This window comes from Algoriphagus ornithinivorans (assembly GCF_900115305.1).
Classification (GTDB): domain Bacteria; phylum Bacteroidota; class Bacteroidia; order Cytophagales; family Cyclobacteriaceae; genus Algoriphagus; species Algoriphagus ornithinivorans.
In genome coordinates, this window is sequence record NZ_FOVW01000003.1 from 409,091 (window position 1) to 426,834 (window position 17,744).

At 41.0% G+C, this 17,744-nt stretch carries 19 protein-coding genes; 5 read left to right on the plus strand and 14 right to left on the minus strand.

Annotated features, from left to right (window positions below):
* Positions 1-2 precede the first annotated feature (2 nt).
* Together BM073_RS06045 and BM073_RS06050 are read right to left on the minus strand one after the other, a co-directional pair.
* On the minus strand, positions 3-446 hold the full coding sequence (locus BM073_RS06045) for a nucleoside deaminase (RefSeq protein ID WP_091651870.1): 444 nt from the start codon (positions 444-446) through the stop codon (positions 3-5).
* Positions 446-1,579 carry a hypothetical protein gene (locus BM073_RS06050; protein WP_091651873.1) on the minus strand — a complete coding sequence of 378 codons (1,134 nt, stop codon included), beginning with the start codon at positions 1,577-1,579 and terminating at the stop codon, positions 446-448. The genes BM073_RS06045 and BM073_RS06050 overlap by 1 nt, the downstream gene beginning before the upstream one ends.
* Positions 1,580-1,818: 239 nt before the next feature.
* Here BM073_RS06050 and BM073_RS06055 point away from each other — a divergent pair, with 239 nt between their 5' ends.
* Complete coding sequence (locus tag BM073_RS06055) at positions 1,819-2,928, plus strand: Na/Pi symporter (RefSeq protein WP_091651876.1); 1,110 nt, start codon at positions 1,819-1,821, stop codon at positions 2,926-2,928.
* Here the strand turns inward: BM073_RS06055 and deoC are convergent, their stop codons facing one another.
* Positions 2,929-3,594 (minus strand): deoxyribose-phosphate aldolase, encoded by a 666-nt coding sequence (deoC, locus tag BM073_RS06060; protein WP_091651880.1) that lies wholly within the window; start codon positions 3,592-3,594, stop codon positions 2,929-2,931.
* Positions 3,587-4,795: an NAD(P)-dependent oxidoreductase gene (locus BM073_RS06065; RefSeq protein WP_091651883.1), complete on the minus strand. Its 1,209-nt coding sequence runs from the start codon at positions 4,793-4,795 to the stop codon at positions 3,587-3,589. Before BM073_RS06065 ends, deoC begins: the two co-directional genes overlap by 8 nt.
* Before the next feature lie 32 nt (positions 4,796-4,827).
* Between BM073_RS06065 and BM073_RS06070 the strand changes: the two genes are divergently transcribed.
* The gene (locus BM073_RS06070) at positions 4,828-5,406 is read left to right on the plus strand and encodes a methyltransferase family protein (protein ID WP_091651886.1); all 579 of its coding nucleotides are present in this window, start codon (positions 4,828-4,830) and stop codon (positions 5,404-5,406) included.
* A 21-nt stretch (positions 5,407-5,427) separates the two neighbouring features.
* Here BM073_RS06070 and BM073_RS06075 read toward each other — a convergent pair whose 3' ends face one another.
* Genes BM073_RS06075 through BM073_RS06090 form a run of 4 tightly spaced genes read right to left on the minus strand, consistent with a single transcriptional unit; the run spans position 5,428 to position 8,568 of the window.
* Positions 5,428-5,985, minus strand: a complete 558-nt coding sequence (locus tag BM073_RS06075; RefSeq protein ID WP_091651887.1) for an FKBP-type peptidyl-prolyl cis-trans isomerase — start codon at positions 5,983-5,985, stop codon at positions 5,428-5,430.
* Positions 5,985-6,536 (minus strand): FKBP-type peptidyl-prolyl cis-trans isomerase, encoded by a 552-nt coding sequence (locus BM073_RS06080; protein ID WP_091651890.1) that lies wholly within the window; start codon positions 6,534-6,536, stop codon positions 5,985-5,987. The genes BM073_RS06075 and BM073_RS06080 overlap by 1 nt, the downstream gene beginning before the upstream one ends.
* Positions 6,537-6,567: 31 nt before the next feature.
* Positions 6,568-7,494 (minus strand): FKBP-type peptidyl-prolyl cis-trans isomerase, encoded by a 927-nt coding sequence (locus BM073_RS06085; RefSeq protein ID WP_091651894.1) that lies wholly within the window; start codon positions 7,492-7,494, stop codon positions 6,568-6,570.
* A gap of 39 nt (positions 7,495-7,533) precedes the next feature.
* On the minus strand, positions 7,534-8,568 hold the full coding sequence (locus BM073_RS06090) for a DHH family phosphoesterase (RefSeq protein WP_091651897.1): 1,035 nt from the start codon (positions 8,566-8,568) through the stop codon (positions 7,534-7,536).
* Between the two features lie 186 nt (positions 8,569-8,754).
* On the opposite strand from BM073_RS06090, the gene BM073_RS06095 reads away from it, so the two are divergent.
* On the plus strand, positions 8,755-9,177 hold the full coding sequence (locus BM073_RS06095; protein ID WP_091651899.1) for a nucleoside-diphosphate kinase: 423 nt from the start codon (positions 8,755-8,757) through the stop codon (positions 9,175-9,177).
* A gap of 75 nt (positions 9,178-9,252) precedes the next feature.
* Here BM073_RS06095 and BM073_RS06100 read toward each other — a convergent pair whose 3' ends face one another.
* The 4 genes from BM073_RS06100 to BM073_RS06115 all read right to left on the minus strand — a co-directional run bounded on the left by BM073_RS06100 (position 9,253) and on the right by BM073_RS06115 (position 12,443).
* Positions 9,253-10,068 (minus strand): TPM domain-containing protein, encoded by an 816-nt coding sequence (locus BM073_RS06100; RefSeq protein ID WP_091651903.1) that lies wholly within the window; start codon positions 10,066-10,068, stop codon positions 9,253-9,255.
* Entirely contained in the window at positions 10,046-10,483 is a 438-nt protein-coding gene (locus tag BM073_RS06105; RefSeq protein ID WP_091651906.1) for a TPM domain-containing protein, read from the minus strand. Before BM073_RS06105 ends, BM073_RS06100 begins: the two co-directional genes overlap by 23 nt.
* A 3-nt stretch (positions 10,484-10,486) precedes the next feature.
* Positions 10,487-11,077: a LemA family protein gene (locus BM073_RS06110; RefSeq protein ID WP_091652035.1), complete on the minus strand. Its 591-nt coding sequence runs from the start codon at positions 11,075-11,077 to the stop codon at positions 10,487-10,489.
* Positions 11,078-11,189: 112 nt separating this feature from the next.
* Positions 11,190-12,443, minus strand: coding sequence for an aspartyl protease family protein (locus tag BM073_RS06115; protein ID WP_091652038.1), 1,254 nt, complete (start codon positions 12,441-12,443; stop codon positions 11,190-11,192).
* Positions 12,444-12,647: 204 nt separating this feature from the next.
* Between BM073_RS06115 and BM073_RS06120 the strand changes: the two genes are divergently transcribed.
* Positions 12,648-13,118: a Fur family transcriptional regulator gene (locus tag BM073_RS06120; RefSeq protein ID WP_091651908.1), complete on the plus strand. Its 471-nt coding sequence runs from the start codon at positions 12,648-12,650 to the stop codon at positions 13,116-13,118.
* Here BM073_RS06120 and BM073_RS06125 read toward each other — a convergent pair.
* Complete coding sequence (locus tag BM073_RS06125) at positions 13,115-13,555, minus strand: SRPBCC family protein (RefSeq protein WP_091651911.1); 441 nt, start codon at positions 13,553-13,555, stop codon at positions 13,115-13,117. The two genes, BM073_RS06120 and BM073_RS06125, sit on opposite strands and share 4 nt — an antisense overlap.
* A 10-nt stretch (positions 13,556-13,565) precedes the next feature.
* Positions 13,566-14,180 carry a cytochrome c oxidase subunit 3 gene (locus BM073_RS06130; RefSeq protein WP_245756378.1) on the minus strand — a complete coding sequence of 205 codons (615 nt, stop codon included), beginning with the start codon at positions 14,178-14,180 and terminating at the stop codon, positions 13,566-13,568.
* A gap of 117 nt (positions 14,181-14,297) precedes the next feature.
* Here BM073_RS06130 and mfd point away from each other — a divergent pair, with 117 nt between their 5' ends.
* Positions 14,298-17,651 carry a transcription-repair coupling factor gene (gene mfd, locus BM073_RS06135; protein WP_091651913.1) on the plus strand — a complete coding sequence of 1,118 codons (3,354 nt, stop codon included), beginning with the start codon at positions 14,298-14,300 and terminating at the stop codon, positions 17,649-17,651.
* Positions 17,652-17,744 lie beyond the last annotated feature (93 nt).

Sequence of the window (17,744 nt, forward strand, 5' to 3'; positions counted from 1 at the left end):
TTTTAATTTCTTAGCTTTTTGAAAAAATCAAGCAACAATTTTTCTGATTCTTGCGCTAATAAGCCTCCCTGAAGCTCTGTTTTTGGATGTAAAATCCCAACATTAGTTTTCCGAAAACCTCTCTTAGGATCCTCCGCTCCGTAAAAAACCTTCCCTATTTGGGACCAAAAAAGTGCCCCTCCACACATGGTGCAGGGTTCCAAGGTCACGTAAAGCTTGCACTCCGGAAGGTACTTTGCGCCCAGATAATTGGCAGCGGAAGTAATGGCTATCATCTCCGCATGGGCGGTGACATCATTGAGCTTTTCAGTTTGATTGTAAGCTCTAGCTATAATTTTATTCTTGGATACTATGACTGCGCCAACTGGGATTTCTCCCTCCTCAAAAGCAATTTGTGCCTGCTTCAGGGCCTCATTCATGTAGTATTCGTCAGAGAAGAGCTCCATTACCTAAAGTAATCCAAGATCTCTTGTCTCACTCCCTCGTTGATGATCACGGCAAGAATCAAAGAAACCAATAATCCTATTGATGCTTTGAACACATCCTTTCTTGCGAGTTTGAATGCTCTATATCTCCAGGCATCTTTTTTCTTGGCTTTACCATGTTTGCCAATAGCAATCGCAAGTTCTCTACCGCCTAGCAAACCAATAAATACCCAAGTAGTACTCATAGGAACACTGCTGTAAATTTTGAAATAGAAGAGGATAATCGCGTAGACAAAATCCACAATAGTAGCCGCCCTAACGTCTGTTACATTGGACTTTTCATTGACAATTCCCTGAATTTTATCCCCTTTCAGATAGAACAGAAAGCCTAGTCCTACAAAAACAAAACCTGTGTAAACCAAAAACTCGGTTAAGCCCAACTGTCTAGGCAAGAATACCGCAATATTGGCTGCATCCTGCATAATCCATACAGACCATAAGGTACCAGAGGTGATCCACTGTAAGACCATCCAGTAAGGTTTAGCTTGTCCTTTCAGGTAATTTTTCACAAACCTTTCAAGTACAAACCATACAACTATCGCAATGACAAAAGCTAGGATATAACCCACAAAACTTTTGAACATGACGTCCAAGATTGTACCCGCTTTGTAGGTGAACACATTCAACAAAAGGAAAGTCGTAGACACAGGCATTCTCATCCTGGTCATAATCAAAAGTACAATCGGAGCTGCTAGTTGTAAGAACACAAAGCTTTCAGGAGCCTTTTCCAGTCCCTTGGTGGTCAATCTCTGGTAACTCACATCTCCGTCCAGTGTCAGCCAGCTATAGGTAACTGTTCCGACGAAAATCACGCCCATGAATAACCACAGCCAATACCATTTCCTATTTTGATTGGAGGCGATAAAAGTACCGATGGTCTGGATACTGTCATTTGCAATAGCTGAATAAGCAGCTAAAGCAAATCCAAACCACATCGCTGCGTAGGTGTAAGGGGTGATGATTGCAGCAACTGATACTAAAATACAAATCACTATCAGGAAAGGCTTTTCCTTTTTGGTGAAGTCAAAAAGAGAATATGCCGTTTTGGATAATTTCTCCTGATTGATGTTTTGGTCTATATTTTTCTTGGCCATGGTTGGAGGCGGGTAAGCAACGGGACAAAATTACAGAAGTTATTCAGCCTTACGTATTAAGAAATTGTTAACTCCTTCCAATATCTTCTCTTTAAGGCAATTTATGACTTGTATTTCGTAAAAAAATACCAATTTTTGCTCAGAAATTGAATGAAAATTCGGAATCTCGGCGGAATTACCTTTCCAGCTAAATTTCATTTCGATTGCAAAATACTGAAATCTGACTTATTTCATTCCAAATGGAAAGCTGGGACCTAGAATCTTCTAAACCAAATAAAACCAAAAGCTATGTGCTCATGCTTTTGGCGCTTTTCCTGTTTATTTTTGCGATTGATCTGCTGACTGTATCCATGAGTCATCTCAATAATTCTGTCGCAGAGGATTTATTTTTAGCAACCCGCAACCCTTTCGTCAGTCTATTCATTGGTCTTTTGATGACTGCCTTGATACAGAGCAGTTCCACTGTGACAGCAAGTATTGTTGCCGTAGTGGCGGCTGGAAATCTAAGCTTGGAACAGGCGGTCCCCATGGTCATGGGAGCTAACATAGGTACTACACTTACCAGTACGTTGGTTTCTTTTTCCTATGTGATGAAAAAAAAGGAATTCAAAAGAGCCCTTTCCGCAGGTATCATCCATGATATCTTCAATATTTTCACAGTCCTTATCCTTTTGCCGCTTGAACTCTATTTTGGGATTCTGAGCAAGCTGGCAGTTTATGTTGCACAATTTTTCTCCGATAATGACAATCTCAGCGGACCAGTTTTCTATAACAGAGTTTTCACTCGACCCCTGACGCAATGGGTAAGTGATACGATTAATATTCCTTTCCTGACCACGATACTGGCGGTATTTCTGGTTTTTGCTGCCATTAAAGTTTTGGCCACCTCAGTTTATAAGGCCTTCGTCGTAGATAGCTTCCGGGACATCAGCAATATGATCTTCAAAAAAACTGGGTTGGCTTTCACTTATGGACTTTTCTTCACTGCGGCAGTGCAGTCCAGTACAGTGACAACCTCCTTGGTTGTACCTCTGGTTGCCACTCGAAAAGTTTCTCTTAAAAAAGTATTCCCTTTTGTAGTCGGGGCTAATATCGGAACTACCATTACCGCTGCTTTAGCAGCAATTTATAAGAGTGAGGCTGCCATTGCCCTGGCCATTGTGCATTTCCTATTCAATACATTTGGGGCGATTATTATCCTGTCCTTCCCTCAATTCAGAATTCTTCCGGTCAGGTTGGCTTTGTATATGGGCAAAAAATCAGTCAAATCCAGATTTCTTGGATTTGCCTATATCCTTTTGACCTTTTTTATTATCCCATTCTTACTGATTTACTTCAGCACCGAATAATTAGCTCTGGGAGGCTCTCCAAGCATCCATCAGGGCTTTTGCTGAGCTAGTTCCAATCCTGTCTGCACCAGCCGCTATCAATTCCTTTGCGAACTCCAACGTTTTGATTCCTCCACTGGCTTTGATTCCTGTTTGGGAAGAAAGGGTTTGACGCATCAATTGAATATCTTCCACTTTGGCACCACTGGAAGCATAGCCTGTTGATGTCTTGACAAAATCTGCTCCTGCATCCTGACAAATAAGACAAGCCTCCTTTATTTGATCCGCATTGAGATAAGCCGTTTCTATAATTACTTTCAGGATTCTCTCCTCTTCATGGCAGATTTTAGCTATTTGGGCAATCTCAATCTTCGGCCAATTCATTCCTGAATGGTAAGCTGTTTGAGACCAAACCAAATCCAACTCATCAGCTCCCTGCTTGATTGCTTCTTTGGTCTCAGCAACTTTACTGGCAGTATCCTGAAACCCAAAAGGAAAACCAATAACAGTGACAGTTTGAATATCCTCCTTCTCCAGTTCCCTACTGACCTTTTTTACCCAAAAAGGAGGCACACAAACGCCTACAAATTGCTCCTCGATAGCATCATGAATAAGACGATCAACCTCTTCACCGGTCATGGTAGGTTTGAGAAGGGTTGATTCCAAATAGCGGTTTAATTTATTCATAGGGATAAACAAAGTCTCTTAAATGCATAAATTCTAAAGTGAGATCTCCATCTCTGGCAAGGGTAGCTTTTTCTAATATCGGAGCTGGCTCATCCAATAATGCAGGAATGACCCACTTGATCAACTGATTGCCAAAATCCTGACTTGCCTCTCTCGGAATTTCGCAGGGAAGATTATCAATGGCCATCACAGAAATGCTTCTCTGCTTTCCAAAGGCTTCAATCTCCTGACCAGTCTCCCTGTCTATGTCATATACAGGGGAAAGAATGGTAGAAGCTCTCCGAGTAGTAGGGACAGAGCCATCTATATCGCAGGTGACATCAGCGATTACTGAGAGGGCGAAATCATCCGAATTGATATCCTCTAATTTGAAAAGCCTTGGTGCTTCGGGATCCCAATAAGCTGCAGCAATCAACATTTCACCTTCTTCAGCATATTTGAGAAAATGGCTTTCGTAGCGCTCAGGATTGGAATAGAATTCTTCCCTTTCATATCCTCCGTCTGTTTTTCGCCTGTTGTAATCTTCGGATCGTAACTGAACAAACACAGCCTCTTCAAAATACTGATGCAAAAAGTCCTCTTTGCTCACCTCTTTGATTCCCATTGCTTCCAAGATCTCTTTGGCTCCTTTCCCGACTCTGCCAGCTCCCGTTAAAATGATTTTAACCGGTGGAAGCTGAACTTTCTTCAATTCGGCCTTCATATCTGCCAAGTCAAAACATTCGTGGGCACGTTTTAGGTCAAATAGTGCAGTCTTTTTCCCATAGGTCCAAAAAGCATTATAAGCTCCTACCACGCCTGCCCATCGTCCAAAAGCAACTACCCTATTTCCTTCCTGATCTTTTAAAACCTCATAGTCAATCAAGCGGATATTTTTCTCCAAGACCGCTTGTAGCAAGCCACGGTTATAACTTTGTCTTTTGATTGTATGAGAAAAGAAAAAATAGGTCTTATCCGGAATTAATTTATCCACAGGAACCTCTTTGACTCCAAAGAGCACATCACATGCAGATAAATCTTCCACTACGCTAATTCCTTTTTGCTTAAATTCCTCGTCTGAAAAACATCTGACAGGGCTGGATTCTACATAAAAGGAAAATTGGTCTGAATATTTTTCACTCAAACTCTGGATTTGCTCTGGCGTAAAAGGACTTCTTTTGTCTGGTGGATTTTTTCCTTCGCGGATTATTCCGATTTTCATAAAAATTCTTCTTCTACCGGGTAATACTTAGAATGGACTATTGGATACTAGCTTTGAGTTGGGCTATATTTTACACAACTCACAGCGTTTTCGCTGCCTCCAAGTTAAAAAGAATTCTGAAGGAGAAATTAGGTTCAGCCTATAAATGGTACCGCCTTTTTTATTCTTTATTCTCATTACTGCTTTTAATCGGAATAGGCTATGTTTCCATACAAATCCCCACTAAAAAAATTCTGCCGGGTTCGGATATTTCAAGCTACTTTGGATACATGGCCGCGACTTTTGGGACAATTATTCTGGTAAAAAGTAGCAAAGCATGGTCTTGGAAAGAATTTATAGGCATTAAAGAAGAATCTGACACGAAAGAACTCATCCAATCAGGATGGTATGCTCGAGTGAGGCATCCTCTTTATCTGGGTATAATATTGATATTTCTGGGATACTTTTTTGTGGCAAGTTCCATAAGTTCCCTCATTCATCTGGTTTGCTTACTCATCTACCTTCCCTTTGGAATTTATTTTGAAGAGAAAAAACTGCTACAAACCTTCGGCAAAACTTACGAGACGTATCAAAAAAATGTCACTGCTCTATTCCCTAAGCTCAAAAAATAAAAGGGCCGAAGCCCTTTTTATTTAATCTATTCCTCTGAAATCTATATCAAATCGTAAGATTGAATTCTCAGGTATTCTTTCATTGATCTTTTGGTTTCGATAAGCATAAGGTGAAGGAATTATTAACACCGCTTTAGACCCCGGTCTCAGCCTCCTATACCCAATATCCCAACCTTGAATAACCTGCCCAGTTCCCAAAGTGAATTTAAGAATTTCATATGTCGCTGTCTCAACATAGATATCGTTATCCCTGGCGACCTGCTCACTAGTAGTGTCAAATACAGAACCATCACTGATTAAAGAACCTGTGTAGTCTGTATATACTACTGTTCCTCCTGTAGGTCTGGAACCAACTCCTTCTACCTGTACGATTATAATAACCCCACTTGGATCATGGATTCTTCTGACACTGTCAATCTCTGCAGTTTTCAGATACTCATCTATTTTTACTCTATCAATTGCCAGATTGGCCTCCGAATCATAAATAGGGCCTGTTGCAAATGGATTGGTTGGTTCACAACCGTACATTAGCATCATTGCAAATAGAAGAGAAAAAAGAATTGAATTACGCTTTATCATTAGTTCTGTGGTCCTTTCTTTATTTCAACGAACTCGATTTCAAAAATCAAAGGTGTATTGGGAGCAATATTATCTCTTCCGGCAGGCCCATAAGCGAATGCAGAAGGCATTAGGACAGTGGCTTTATCTCCAACTTCCATGATAGCTACCGCTGTCTCAAAACCCTCGATCAGTTGCCTTCTCCCCTGCACATATCTGATAGGGCCATATTGCCTACTTTCAGAGAAAATATTATTCGCTCTCGCTACTGTTTCAATAGTAGTATCAAAAACCTTATTGGTTAGGAATTTTCCTGTGTAATTAACACGAACGGTATCACCTGGAGCGACCATTCTACCACTATTGGAAAGCTGTTGCCAAATCACTCTATAACCAGTCAACTCATCTACAAAATCCTTGGGTCCTGTCAGGGGGTTAGCTGCCAGATATTCCTCAATTGCCTTTTTGTCTTTTTCTAAAATACCTTGAAAAGTGGAGTCTTGATCAATACAAGCCATCATAGCAAAACCACTAGCAAGAATTAGCAATAAGGAAGTTAATCTGAGTTTCATAGTTTTTGAAATGAATTGGAATCTAGGTTACTTATTTTTGAACGTCTGTCACTTCAACGTCGAAAACCAAAATGGAGTTTGGACCTATCAATGCTCCCGCTCCGTTTTCTCCATAAGCTAGAGGAGAAGGAATCAAGAATTTAGCCTTGGATCCTTTTTTCAACAACATCAAACCTTCATCCCAACCTGGAATTACCTGACCCATTCCAACATTTACTGGAAGTGGTTCATATGGACGCTGTGGGTTATACATGTTGTTGTCTTTGGCAAGCTGCTCATAGGAAGTATCGAAAAGAGTTCCGTCGATTAGGTAACCCGCATAGTTCACATACATGGTAGTTCCTGGAGTGATAGCTTCGCCTGTTCCCTCTTCTTGAATCACATAATACAACCCGTTTTCAGTCTTCTGCACATCCAAACCGTTCTCTTTAGCGTACTCTTCAATGGTTTTTCCTTCCTCCACGATCAATACTTTTGCCCGCTCAGCTCTTTTGGCAGCTTCTGCCTCATTCGCTTTTGTGAAGAAATCCATCAAAGCCTGCTCTGACATGATATCAAAAGCTCCCAATCTGATTTTCACAGTTTCATTTTCTTCCAAGAATGGAGGATAGTTTTCTCCGAAAATGGTTTTAGCGGTAGATTCAAAGTGGATGCTATCTCCTTTTCTCAAAGACATAAAAATTTCATCCATCCCATTGTTGGTAGGCATGGAATCATTAGCCATCAAGTAACCAGGTACCGGTTGATCAATGGTAGTGTAGATCACAGAATCTTTGGAATTCATAATTTCCAAATGGTACATCAGGAAGTCACCGTTTGCTGGCTTCTCACTTCCTTCTTTGATATAAGTATATTCGATTCCATCCTTCTCGGTTACTTTAGTTTTTTTACAAGAAGAAAGAACAAGTGATCCTGTCAAAAGGACCAAAACTGCCAAAAGGCTAGATTTATTTTTCATAAAGATTAGGTGGTTATTCTATTTTTAAGGTTGCTGAAATCAATTGCTGGAAACAGGCTCTTGATCAAAAAGCTCATCCTGATGCTCTTCCACTAGATTTTCAAATTTTTCTATGGTCTCCTTCAGGTTTCTTTCGGATTTACCTCCTGCTGCATTTTTATGTCCACCTCCGTTGAAGTAAGACGCAGCAAATTTATTAACCGCTACTTCACTTGAGGATCTGAAGGAAATTTTTATTCCGTCTTCTCTCTCTGAAAACAATGCGGCTAACTTGATTCCGTCCAAAGATAAGGCATAATTGACCAATCCTTCTGTATCTCCGGTGCGGCTTTGATATTTTTTAAGATCTTTTTTGCTGATCGCAAAGTAAGCAGTATGGATATCTTCTCTCACTACCAGTCTTCGGCTAATTGCAAAGCCGATAAATTTCAGGCGATTGACAGAATTGGAATCATATATCCAATTTGCGATCTGTGAAGGGTTGGCCCCTAAATCGATCAGTTCGGCAACGACCAAGTGAACATTTTTAGTAGTGTTGGGATGGCGAAAACCACCCGTATCCGTCATAATGCCTGCATAGAGGCATTCTGCAATATCCTTGTCAATCAACTCCTTATCGCCTAATTCTACGATAAGCTCATAAACCAACTCGCAGGTGGCCGCAGCTTCGGTACTCCAATATTTGAAGTCAGCGAAGTCCTCCGGATCCTGATGGTGATCTATATTGACAATAAATGCATCCGATTGACGGATCATTTCACCCAATTCATTGACTCTGTTGAGCACAGAAAAATCCAGACAGAAAACGACATCCGCTTCATTCAAAGCTTTTGTTGCTGATTTCTGATGATCTTCCCTACTAAAGTCCAAGACTAAATCGTTCCCTTCCATCCAATTCAGGAAAGAGGGATAATCTGTCGGAGTCACCACAGTTACCTCGTGTCCTTTCTTCAGCAGATAGTTGGCTAATCCCAAGGAGGAACCCAGCGCATCCGCATCCGGCTTGACATGAGTGGTGATGAATATTTTTTTGGGTGAAGAGATTTCTTTTTTAAACGAGGCTAATGCTTCCATTTATATAGTTTCAACGGCACTTAGGCACTAGTAGTCCGCAAAGGTCAGGATTTTTTTGACAATTCCCAACTTAGTCATTTTATTGAAAATGAACGAAATAGAGGATTATTCCTCGGAATTTCTCGGATTCTGAATTCTATTCCCCTATTTTTGCGCCCGAATTAAACCAATGTAAACTCAAAACACATGGCAGGAAACAGAACATTCACCATGATCAAGCCTGATGCATTCGAGGCTGGTAACTCTGGAGCAATCCTAAAGATGATCGAAGAAGCAGGTTTTAAAATCGTGGCAATGAAAGCTACCCGATTGACTCCTGAATTGGCAGGTAAATTTTATGAGGTTCACAAAGAAAGACCTTTCTACAAGGATCTTTGCGCATATATGTCTTCTGGACCTATCATCGCCGCTATCTTGGAAAAAGACAATGCAGTAGAAGATTTCAGAAATTTGATTGGTGCTACCAACCCAGCAAATGCGGCTGAAGGTACTATCCGTAAAATCTTCGCTAAGTCTATCGAAGCTAATGCAGTTCACGGATCTGACTCAGACGAAAACGCTGCAATTGAAGGTAACTTCTACTTCTCTCAATTGGAAAGAGTACTTTAATCCGAGAGCAAGAATCATAAAAAAAAAGCGCCATCTGGCGCTTTTTTTTTATTAAACTTTTTTCAAAGTAGGGCTTTACCAGCTTCCACCGGCTCCTCCGCCTCCGAAGCTTCCGCCTCCGAAACCGCCGAAGCCTCCGCCGCCCCCACCAAAGCCGCCAAAGCTTCCGCCTCCTTTGGAGAAGTCTCCAAACTTTCCGCCTCCGCCTTTCAGCAAATTGGCCAGCATAATGGTAGTCAGGAGATCAATTCCTCCACCTCTTCCTCCCATGTGGTTGTCATTGTCATTCCGGTTTTTCAAAAGAGGTAAAATCACAAAGAGGAAAATGAACAACAAGAATATAAATATGGCCCCACCATGATTGCCATTTGAGATTACCTCCTCGGCTTTATATTCACCTGAAGCAAGCTTGATAATCATATCCGTGGCCTGATCCAAGCCTTGATAATATGACTGCATCTTAAAGTTGGGGACAATCAAATTATCGACAATTCGATTTGCCAAAGCATCAGGAACTACTCCCTCCATCCCGTATCCTGTAGCGATAAAGACTTTGCGATCGTCCATCGCTGCCAAAATCAGAATTCCATTATCACTTTTCCCCCCAATTCCCCATTGATCTCCAAGTTGAAAAGCATAATCAGATATATCATACTGCCCAATAGAGCGAATCATGACAATGGCTATCTGAGTGGATGTGCTATCGTTATAGGCTACAAGTTTGCGCTCCAGCCTTGACACTTCGTCCTGAGATAATGTTTGGGTAAAATCATTCACCAGTCTGGGAGGATTCGGAACAGGAGGAAAATCCTGAGCAAATCCCACAAGACTTACCAAAGAAAAAAGAAATAAAAACAGCGTTATGGATTTAAGATCCAAATGAAATCTCATCGGGTAGTTCGTTTTCGTCTGAATCCCCTTGGTATGGGAAATGCTCGGCAAGAGCTTCGCCGGCTTGATGGATTCCATCAATCAGACCTTGGGTGAATTGACCTTTTTTAAACAAATCGGTCATGTGGTTTTTGATATCTTCCCAGAAATTTTTGGGTACAACTGAATTGATCCCTGCATCTCCCAAAATGGCAAACTTGTGGTCTTTGACAGCCAAGTAAAATAAAACCCCGTTTCTGTCTTTGGTTTGATACATTTTCAAGGTTTCAAACACCTCAGCCGCACGGTCCAATACATCAATCTTACAGTGATTTTCTATATGAACCTGAATCTCTCCGGAAGTGGTAACTTCGGCAGTTTGGATCGCTGATACGATCAGCTTCTTCTCTGCCGAAGTGAATAATTTTTCTGCCATAATTTAGAATTCTACAGTAGGTGCATTTTCTGCTCCTGCTGCTGCTTCAAACTTCCCTTTGGTTTCAAATCCATACCAACCTGCAAAGAGGTTGTTCGGGAAGGTTCTTAAGGTGGTATTGTAAGCAACCACTTCTTGATTGAAATTTCTTCTGGCCACAGCTATTCGGTTTTCAGTTCCTTCCAACTGAGCCTGCAAATCCAAGAAGTTTTGATTGGCTTTCAGGTCAGGATAACGCTCCACGGTAACCAAAAGTCTGCTTAATGCACCTGAAAGCTGCTCTTGGGCTTGCTGGAATTGCTGAAGATTTTCTGGAGAAAGATTGTTAGCGTCCACATTGATAGAAGTAGCCTTCGATCTTGCTTCGATTACTCCTGTTAGAGTTTCTTGCTCAAAATCAGCATATCCTTTCACGGTGTTAACCAAGTTAGGGATCAAGTCTGCTCTCCTTTGGTATTGAGTCTCCACCTCAGCCCATTGACCGCTGACCTGCTCCTCGGCCTGAACAAAAGTATTGTAAGTGCCAACAGCTTTGGTATAAATAAAAATACCAACCACTGCCAGAATCAAAATTGGAATTAATAGCTTTTTCATTTTTTGCATTAGGGTTATAAAACTGAACTATTGACGAAATTACCTTAAAATAAGTTTCCCAGAGGATCTATTTCCCAAAAATAGGGAAATTTCAAAAGGAGAGAGAAATGGGCTATATCTGCTTTTCCAGCCTGATTTTATAAGTAAAGTCTTCATATCGGGTCAATTCTTCATCGAAATACCTTCTCACTTCGATCTCAATGACCTTTCCTTCTTTAGAGCGAAACAATTTGATTACATCCGAAAGCTCCCAAATCAAGGTTGGAATTTTATTAATGCTCAATATTTCATCAAGAGCCTCAACTCCAGCTTCATCTGCTGGAGAACCCTCACGAACCTGACCAATGTAAAATCGCTTATCGTCTGTGGGAATCTTTTTAACATTGAGCCCACTCATATCGTACTCATAAGGGGCATAAAAACTATCTCCTTTTTTCATCATAGCACGCTTCCTCGGATAGTCCAAAATCAACCTTGTCCTGCCCAAAACCTCTGATCCAAGACTCCCCATTCTTCCGGATTCCTTGATGATATAGCTGAACGCTGTCTCATCCGGGTAGGAAGTCAAGACCTCCTTTTGCTTCAAGCTTTGGATTTTCAACCAATCCACTCTTCCTATGTATCCATAAAGCAAGCCTCCCAAGCTTTGGCCCAATTCGGCTTCCAGGTTATCTTCAGGCAAATCTATTTTCTCGGATGTTTCCCGATTGAGAAGCAGTCCATGATTGGCTCCCGTATCTATCAATAATTTTGATTCCAATACCTTCCCGTTTTTCTGCTTGATTTTAGCCCGGATATAGGGTTTGTTTTGATCTATTTCCAACGGCATCTTTTTGTAAAGAGGAGGCCTCCACTTCATGGCATCCGTCCTGAAAAACTCTATTCTTTCATCATCATAATTGATTTTGACAGGATTAAATTTGAAAAATTCATAGCCAATGATGCCATAAATAGGTATTCCTACCACCGACTCCAATTCCAAAAAATCCTCTTCCAAAACCAATAAGCTTTGAGCTAAACCTTCTATCGGGCCTAAATCAATATGATTGACAGGAGATACCGATGCCATTATTTCTTCAGAACCGTCAGCCCCCATCAAATTCAGTCTCCGAGTATATTCCAGACCCATCGCATCCCCCAAATCTTTGCTGAATAAAATATTGGACCTCACACCAGTATCGATCAGGAAGTTTACGGGATAAGCTCCATTGATAGAGACCGGAACGATGATCAGAGAATTTGAGGCATAAAATGGAAGAATGACTCTTCTCTTGTCCTCTTTCATGAAGAAACCAGGCACTTGAGCTTGGGTATCAATAAGAGTTAGCCCAAGAAAGAATATGATCAGCAGGGTCTTTTTTATCATTCGATCCACAATCGGGTGATTGGTATAAGTTAAGGCTTTTTCAGAAACCTTTTTTCTATTTTTATAACCATTTTCTTCGGGATATTTGTTCAAATGAAGGGAAACAATCCTTAATTAGACTGAAATCAAATTAGCCTTCACAAATCCTGTATTGTTGCCAAAAATTGGAGAATACTCCATCTTTATTTTTACAAAATATTGGAAATGGCAGACAAGGCACTGATCGAGAAAGCGAAAAAAATCTTTGAAAACTTCCTCATTAAACAAGGAAGCAGGAAAACTCCGGAGCGTTTTTCAGTGATAGATGAGTTATACTCTCTTCCAGAAGATGAGCATATGGACGTGGAAGGCTTATTTTTAAGTATGAGAAATAAGGGTTACACGATCAGCCGAGCAACTATTTACAATACCTTGGACTTGCTGGTAGAAAGTGGCTTGGCAGTGAAGCATCAGTTCAAAGATAAAGTTGCCCTATACGAACAGGCCTTGACCTACAAGCATCACGATCATCACGTATGTAATCAGTGCAGAAAAATCCGAGAGTTCTCCGATCCAAAAATCAATGAGATCAAAGAATTAATCGGAAATGAGTTTGGCTCCTCAATCACTTCTCATTCCTTGGTTCTTTATGGGGACTGCAGGATTGAAAACTGTGAAAATCTCCCAAAGATTTAACTTCTGCTAAACACCTTTTTATAAATGGGCTTTCTGTAAAAAAACTGACCCAACATCGCAGGGTATAGCAAGAATGTGAGCAGCTTGTTAGGCCCTTCATACTCTATCTCATCCCGGATAATACTGCCTTCTCCCTTTTTGATAATCCGGTGCTTGTGAGTCCACTTTTTGAGAAAAAAGGGCAATACAACTCCCCGGTCAATGAAAAAGAATTCCTCTTCATTGGTTTGGTCCTCGGTAATTTCACTGGTCCACTTTTGCTTAAAAAAGATAAAATTCAACTCCAAAGAAACCATATCTCCCTTTTTGGAACCGTCAAATCTTATGAGTTTGACCGGAGGAAAAGGAGGACTCAGTCGCTTAAAAAGGGCTTCGTTGAAACCTTCTTTGACTGATAAATAATCCTGCTCTACTGGAGACTCTATGGTGAGTTTCATGATTTTCTTTTTAAAAGCTCAAAACAAATAGCATGAATAAGATAAGCCAAATTGCATCCATAAACTGCCAATAGACAGTAAAAAGTCGAATTCGCATTTTTTCATAAGGATTAGTCAACAAAATCAGATGCTTGATACTATCCTCCTGATTTTTTTGAAGCTGAACCCAAAGTATCACGGCAAAAATCATAGCTCCTAAAAGGTGGAAAATATGAATCCCAGAAAGTACGTAAAGAAAACTTCCACTAGGAATTCCTTTGAAGTTGATTCCCATGGCTTGTAGCTCCAGCCATCCAGTAAATTGTAAACCCGTAAAAACCAAACCCAAAAAGAGTGTATTCCTCAAAGACTGAAGGACCTTTTCGGTTCTTTCTTCTTGGTAAAATATTCTCATCCGGGTAGCCGTGTATCCACTAATTACCAGCAAAAAGGTAGAAATCATGAATGAAATAGGTATTCGCTGATTCATTCCTTCCAGCTGATCCAAGCCCGAGAATAAAAAAGCTGCCACCATAAATAGGAAAATAAGCCCACTACCAATCATCCCTAAATACAGTAAAGTTTCATAGGGATGAAGGCTCTCCAGTTTTTGAAACCAGGTTTTCGGTTCGTTTACATTGCTCACGTTGGCAAAACAATTTAACAGGCCTTAGGTTCACAATTTTATCGAATCTCTCTTCGATAAGACTCAAAAACGCGAAAAGCCCTAAATTGCGCTCCCAAACTTAAACCAGCTTACCTCTTGGACCGACAGGCATTCCTATCCATCTATCAATCGGACCCTTTTTTTCAGACCTTTTCCGAAAAAATCCTTCAGGAAGGAAAGACCGATTTCCAAATCAAAGGTCTTTCGGGAAGTCTTGATATGGTCTTGTTTGCCACCTTTTTCCAAAAACACGGTGGCTTTCATCTGATTATTGCTCAGGACAAGGAGGAAGCAGCTTACCTCAATTCTGATCTTCAGAGCTTATTGGCTACTGACGAGCATATGATTTTTCCTTCCAGCTTCAAAAAGCCTTATCAGTACGAGGAAGTAGACAATGCCAATGTATTGCTTCGCTCCGAAATTCTAAACCAGGTTCTGGATGCTAAAGAGGGTTCAAAAATAATCATCTCCTACCCCGAGGCCCTCTACGAAAGGGTGATCAATAAAAGGTCCCTCCAAGAAAACACTTTCACTGCCAAGGTTGGAGAGCAAGTGGATATGGAGTTTGTGTCAGAATTGCTTGCGAGCTATGATTTTGAGCGTACGGATTTCGTTTACGAGCCGGGTCAATTCGCGATTAGAGGGGGAATTTTAGATGTTTTTTCATTCTCAAATGAGCATCCCTATCGTTTGGAATTATTTGGAAAGGAGATCGAAAGTATCCGAACCTTTGATGCAGAATCTCAGCTTTCCATCGCTGAGGTTGAGCAAATTTCTCTCATCCCCAATACCCAAACCAAGCTATTACAGGAAGTTAGGCAGTCATTTCTAGGCTTTTTACCAGAGCAAACCAAGCTATGGATCAAGGATTATCAACTGACCATAGATGTGATGACGGAGTGTTTTCACAAAGCAGAGCAAGCCTTTGATTCCATTCTTGCCAAAACCAATCAAACCAAAACCCTATTAAAGCCGGCAGATTTATTTGAAACCGGGAAGGATTTTAAAGAACAGTCCGCTCAATTCAGTATCGTCGAATTCGGAAGACAGTTTTATTTGAAAGGCAGTGAGTCCATAACATGGGATTCCCAGCCCCAACCTTCTTTTAATAAAAACTTTGACCTGCTGGTGGCCAGTCTGGCAGAAAATGAGAAAAAGGGATTCTCAAATATTATCACTGCTGAAAATGAAAAGCAGATTGACCGCTTAATCGGAATTTTCAAAGAACTTGACCCTACGCTCCATGTGCAGAGTATGCTCTTGGGCTTGAGAGAGGGATTTGAAGACAGACAAAGCAAATTAGTCTGCTACACCGATCATCAGCTTTTTGAAAGATTTCACCGTTACAAGTCCCGAAAAAAGGCGAGCAAATCCAAAGCTCTAACGATTAAAGAACTTAAGGCCCTACACCCTGGTGACTATATCGTGCACGTGGATTATGGAGTGGGAAGATTTGCCGGATTGGAAAAAGTAGAGGTTGGGGGTAAAATGCAGGAAGCCGTTCGATTGGTGTTTAGGGACGATGACTTGCTTTATGTCAACATCCACTCCCTTCATAAAATCTCCAAATATTCCGGGCAGGAGGGGCAAGCTCCTTCCATGTCCAAGTTGGGTTCACCGGAATGGGAAAATAAGAAGACCCGTGCCAAAAAACAGGTCAAAGACATTGCCAAGGATTTGATTGAGCTCTATGCTAAAAGACGTGGTGCTCCCGGTTTTGCCTTTTCGAGAGATTCTGTTTTGCAGGTGGAATTGGAGAGTTCATTTATTTATGAAGACACTCCAGATCAGGCATTGGCGACCTCAGATGTCAAATCGGATATGGAAAAATCCTATCCAATGGATAGGCTAGTCTGTGGAGATGTGGGCTTCGGGAAAACTGAAGTAGCTATTCGAGCAGCATTCAAGGCTGTAAATGACCGAAAGCAGGTAGCTGTACTAGTTCCAACCACCATATTGGCTATGCAGCATTATCAGACCTTCAAGGAGCGTCTGGAAAATTTCCCCGTCAAAGTTGATTTTATCAATAGGTTCCGCACCACCAAGCAAGTCAAAGAAATTGTAGAAAAAGTAAAAAGTGGGGAAATAGATATTTTGGTAGGAACCCACAAGATTGTCAACAAGGATATTCAATTCAAAGATTTAGGACTTCTGATCATCGATGAAGAACAAAAATTCGGTGTTAAGGTCAAGGATCAGCTGAAAAACTTACGGGTCAATGTGGATGTGCTTACGCTTACCGCCACCCCTATTCCCCGAACTTTACATTTCTCTTTGATGGGAGCAAGGGACCTCTCGGTTATTGCTACACCTCCGCCTAACAGGCAGCCTGTTACTACCGAAGTTCAAACCTTTCAGGAAGAAGTTATCCGTGATGCGGTAGCATATGAATTAAGAAGAGGTGGACAGGTATTTTTTGTGCACAATAGAGTGGGTGAGATAGACAGCATTGCCAATTTGATCATGAAACTGGTCCCAGAAGCCCGTGTAGTTGGGGCACATGGTCAAATGGATGGCAAAAAACTGGAACAAGTCATGGTGGATTTCATCAATCATGAATACGATGTGCTGGTTTCAACCAATATCATTGAGTCCGGTTTGGATATAGCCAATGCAAATACCATCATCATCAATCGGGCCCATATGTTTGGATTGAGTGATCTGCATCAGATGCGGGGAAGAGTGGGTCGAAGCAATAAAAAAGCTTTCTGTTATCTCTTGACTCCACCTATGTCTGGTTTGACTCCAGAATCCAGAAAAAGACTTCAAACATTGGAAGAGTTTTCTGATCTGGGAGATGGTTTCAAGGTAGCCATGAAGGATCTGGATATACGTGGAGCCGGAAATTTACTAGGTGCAGAACAAAGCGGATTTATTACAGATTTGGGCTTTGAGATGTATCATAAAATCCTGGATGAGGCGGTACAGGAATTGAAAGAAAATGAATTTGCCGCCCTTTTCGAAACCGATCTTAAAGAAAAGGTCAAGGTATTGGTGCAGGATTGTACTATAGAAACCGATTTGGAGCTATTGATTCCAGAGGAATATGTCAGCAATATTTCTGAAAGATTAGGGCTTTATTCCAAGTTGGACTCCATCAAAAACGAAGAGGAGCTGAATAAATTTGCGACCATGCTGGAGGATAGATTTGGCCCTGTTCCTGAAGCTGTGGTGGACTTGATGGAAACCGTGCGCTTGAGATGGAAAGCAGAGAAACTGGGCATAGAAAAGTTGGTCTTGAAAAACAAGCAGATGAAATGCTATTTGTTGCCGGCTTCCAGAGATGATTTTTACTCATCCCCTGTTTTTCAACAAATTATGCAATTTGCGCAGTTGAATTCACGTTACTTTAAAATAAAGGAGCACAAGAATCGTTTGATTCTTACTGTATCGGATGTTTCCGACATTTCTGTGGCACAAAAATGGCTAAAAGAGATGCTAGCAAGCTGATTTTCAAAAAATTTAACTGGCATAAATATTGCAGTTTTGCACAAGAAATTTGCAGGATTCTCCCTATTTCGGGCTTTTTTGGCTCAAACTGAG

Bases quoted from the DNA above. Each gene is read 5' to 3' on its own strand.
- BM073_RS06045 (WP_091651870.1), bottom strand. From the start codon at position 446: ATGGAGCTCTTCTCTGACGAATACTACATGAATGAGGCCCTGAAGCAG.
- BM073_RS06050 (WP_091651873.1), bottom strand. From the start codon at position 1,579: ATGGCCAAGAAAAATATAGACCAAAACATCAATCAGGAGAAATTATCC.
- BM073_RS06055 (WP_091651876.1), top strand. From the start codon at position 1,819: ATGGAAAGCTGGGACCTAGAATCTTCTAAACCAAATAAAACCAAAAGC.
- deoC (WP_091651880.1), bottom strand. From the start codon at position 3,594: ATGAATAAATTAAACCGCTATTTGGAATCAACCCTTCTCAAACCTACC.
- BM073_RS06065 (WP_091651883.1), bottom strand. From the start codon at position 4,795: ATGAAAATCGGAATAATCCGCGAAGGAAAAAATCCACCAGACAAAAGA.
- BM073_RS06070 (WP_091651886.1), top strand. From the start codon at position 4,828: ATGGACTATTGGATACTAGCTTTGAGTTGGGCTATATTTTACACAACT.
- BM073_RS06075 (WP_091651887.1), bottom strand. From the start codon at position 5,985: ATGATAAAGCGTAATTCAATTCTTTTTTCTCTTCTATTTGCAATGATG.
- BM073_RS06080 (WP_091651890.1), bottom strand. From the start codon at position 6,536: ATGAAACTCAGATTAACTTCCTTATTGCTAATTCTTGCTAGTGGTTTT.
- BM073_RS06085 (WP_091651894.1), bottom strand. From the start codon at position 7,494: ATGAAAAATAAATCTAGCCTTTTGGCAGTTTTGGTCCTTTTGACAGGA.
- BM073_RS06090 (WP_091651897.1), bottom strand. From the start codon at position 8,568: ATGGAAGCATTAGCCTCGTTTAAAAAAGAAATCTCTTCACCCAAAAAA.
- BM073_RS06095 (WP_091651899.1), top strand. From the start codon at position 8,755: ATGGCAGGAAACAGAACATTCACCATGATCAAGCCTGATGCATTCGAG.
- BM073_RS06100 (WP_091651903.1), bottom strand. From the start codon at position 10,068: ATGAGATTTCATTTGGATCTTAAATCCATAACGCTGTTTTTATTTCTT.
- BM073_RS06105 (WP_091651906.1), bottom strand. From the start codon at position 10,483: ATGGCAGAAAAATTATTCACTTCGGCAGAGAAGAAGCTGATCGTATCA.
- BM073_RS06110 (WP_091652035.1), bottom strand. From the start codon at position 11,077: ATGAAAAAGCTATTAATTCCAATTTTGATTCTGGCAGTGGTTGGTATT.
- BM073_RS06115 (WP_091652038.1), bottom strand. From the start codon at position 12,443: ATGATAAAAAAGACCCTGCTGATCATATTCTTTCTTGGGCTAACTCTT.
- BM073_RS06120 (WP_091651908.1), top strand. From the start codon at position 12,648: ATGGCAGACAAGGCACTGATCGAGAAAGCGAAAAAAATCTTTGAAAAC.
- BM073_RS06125 (WP_091651911.1), bottom strand. From the start codon at position 13,555: ATGAAACTCACCATAGAGTCTCCAGTAGAGCAGGATTATTTATCAGTC.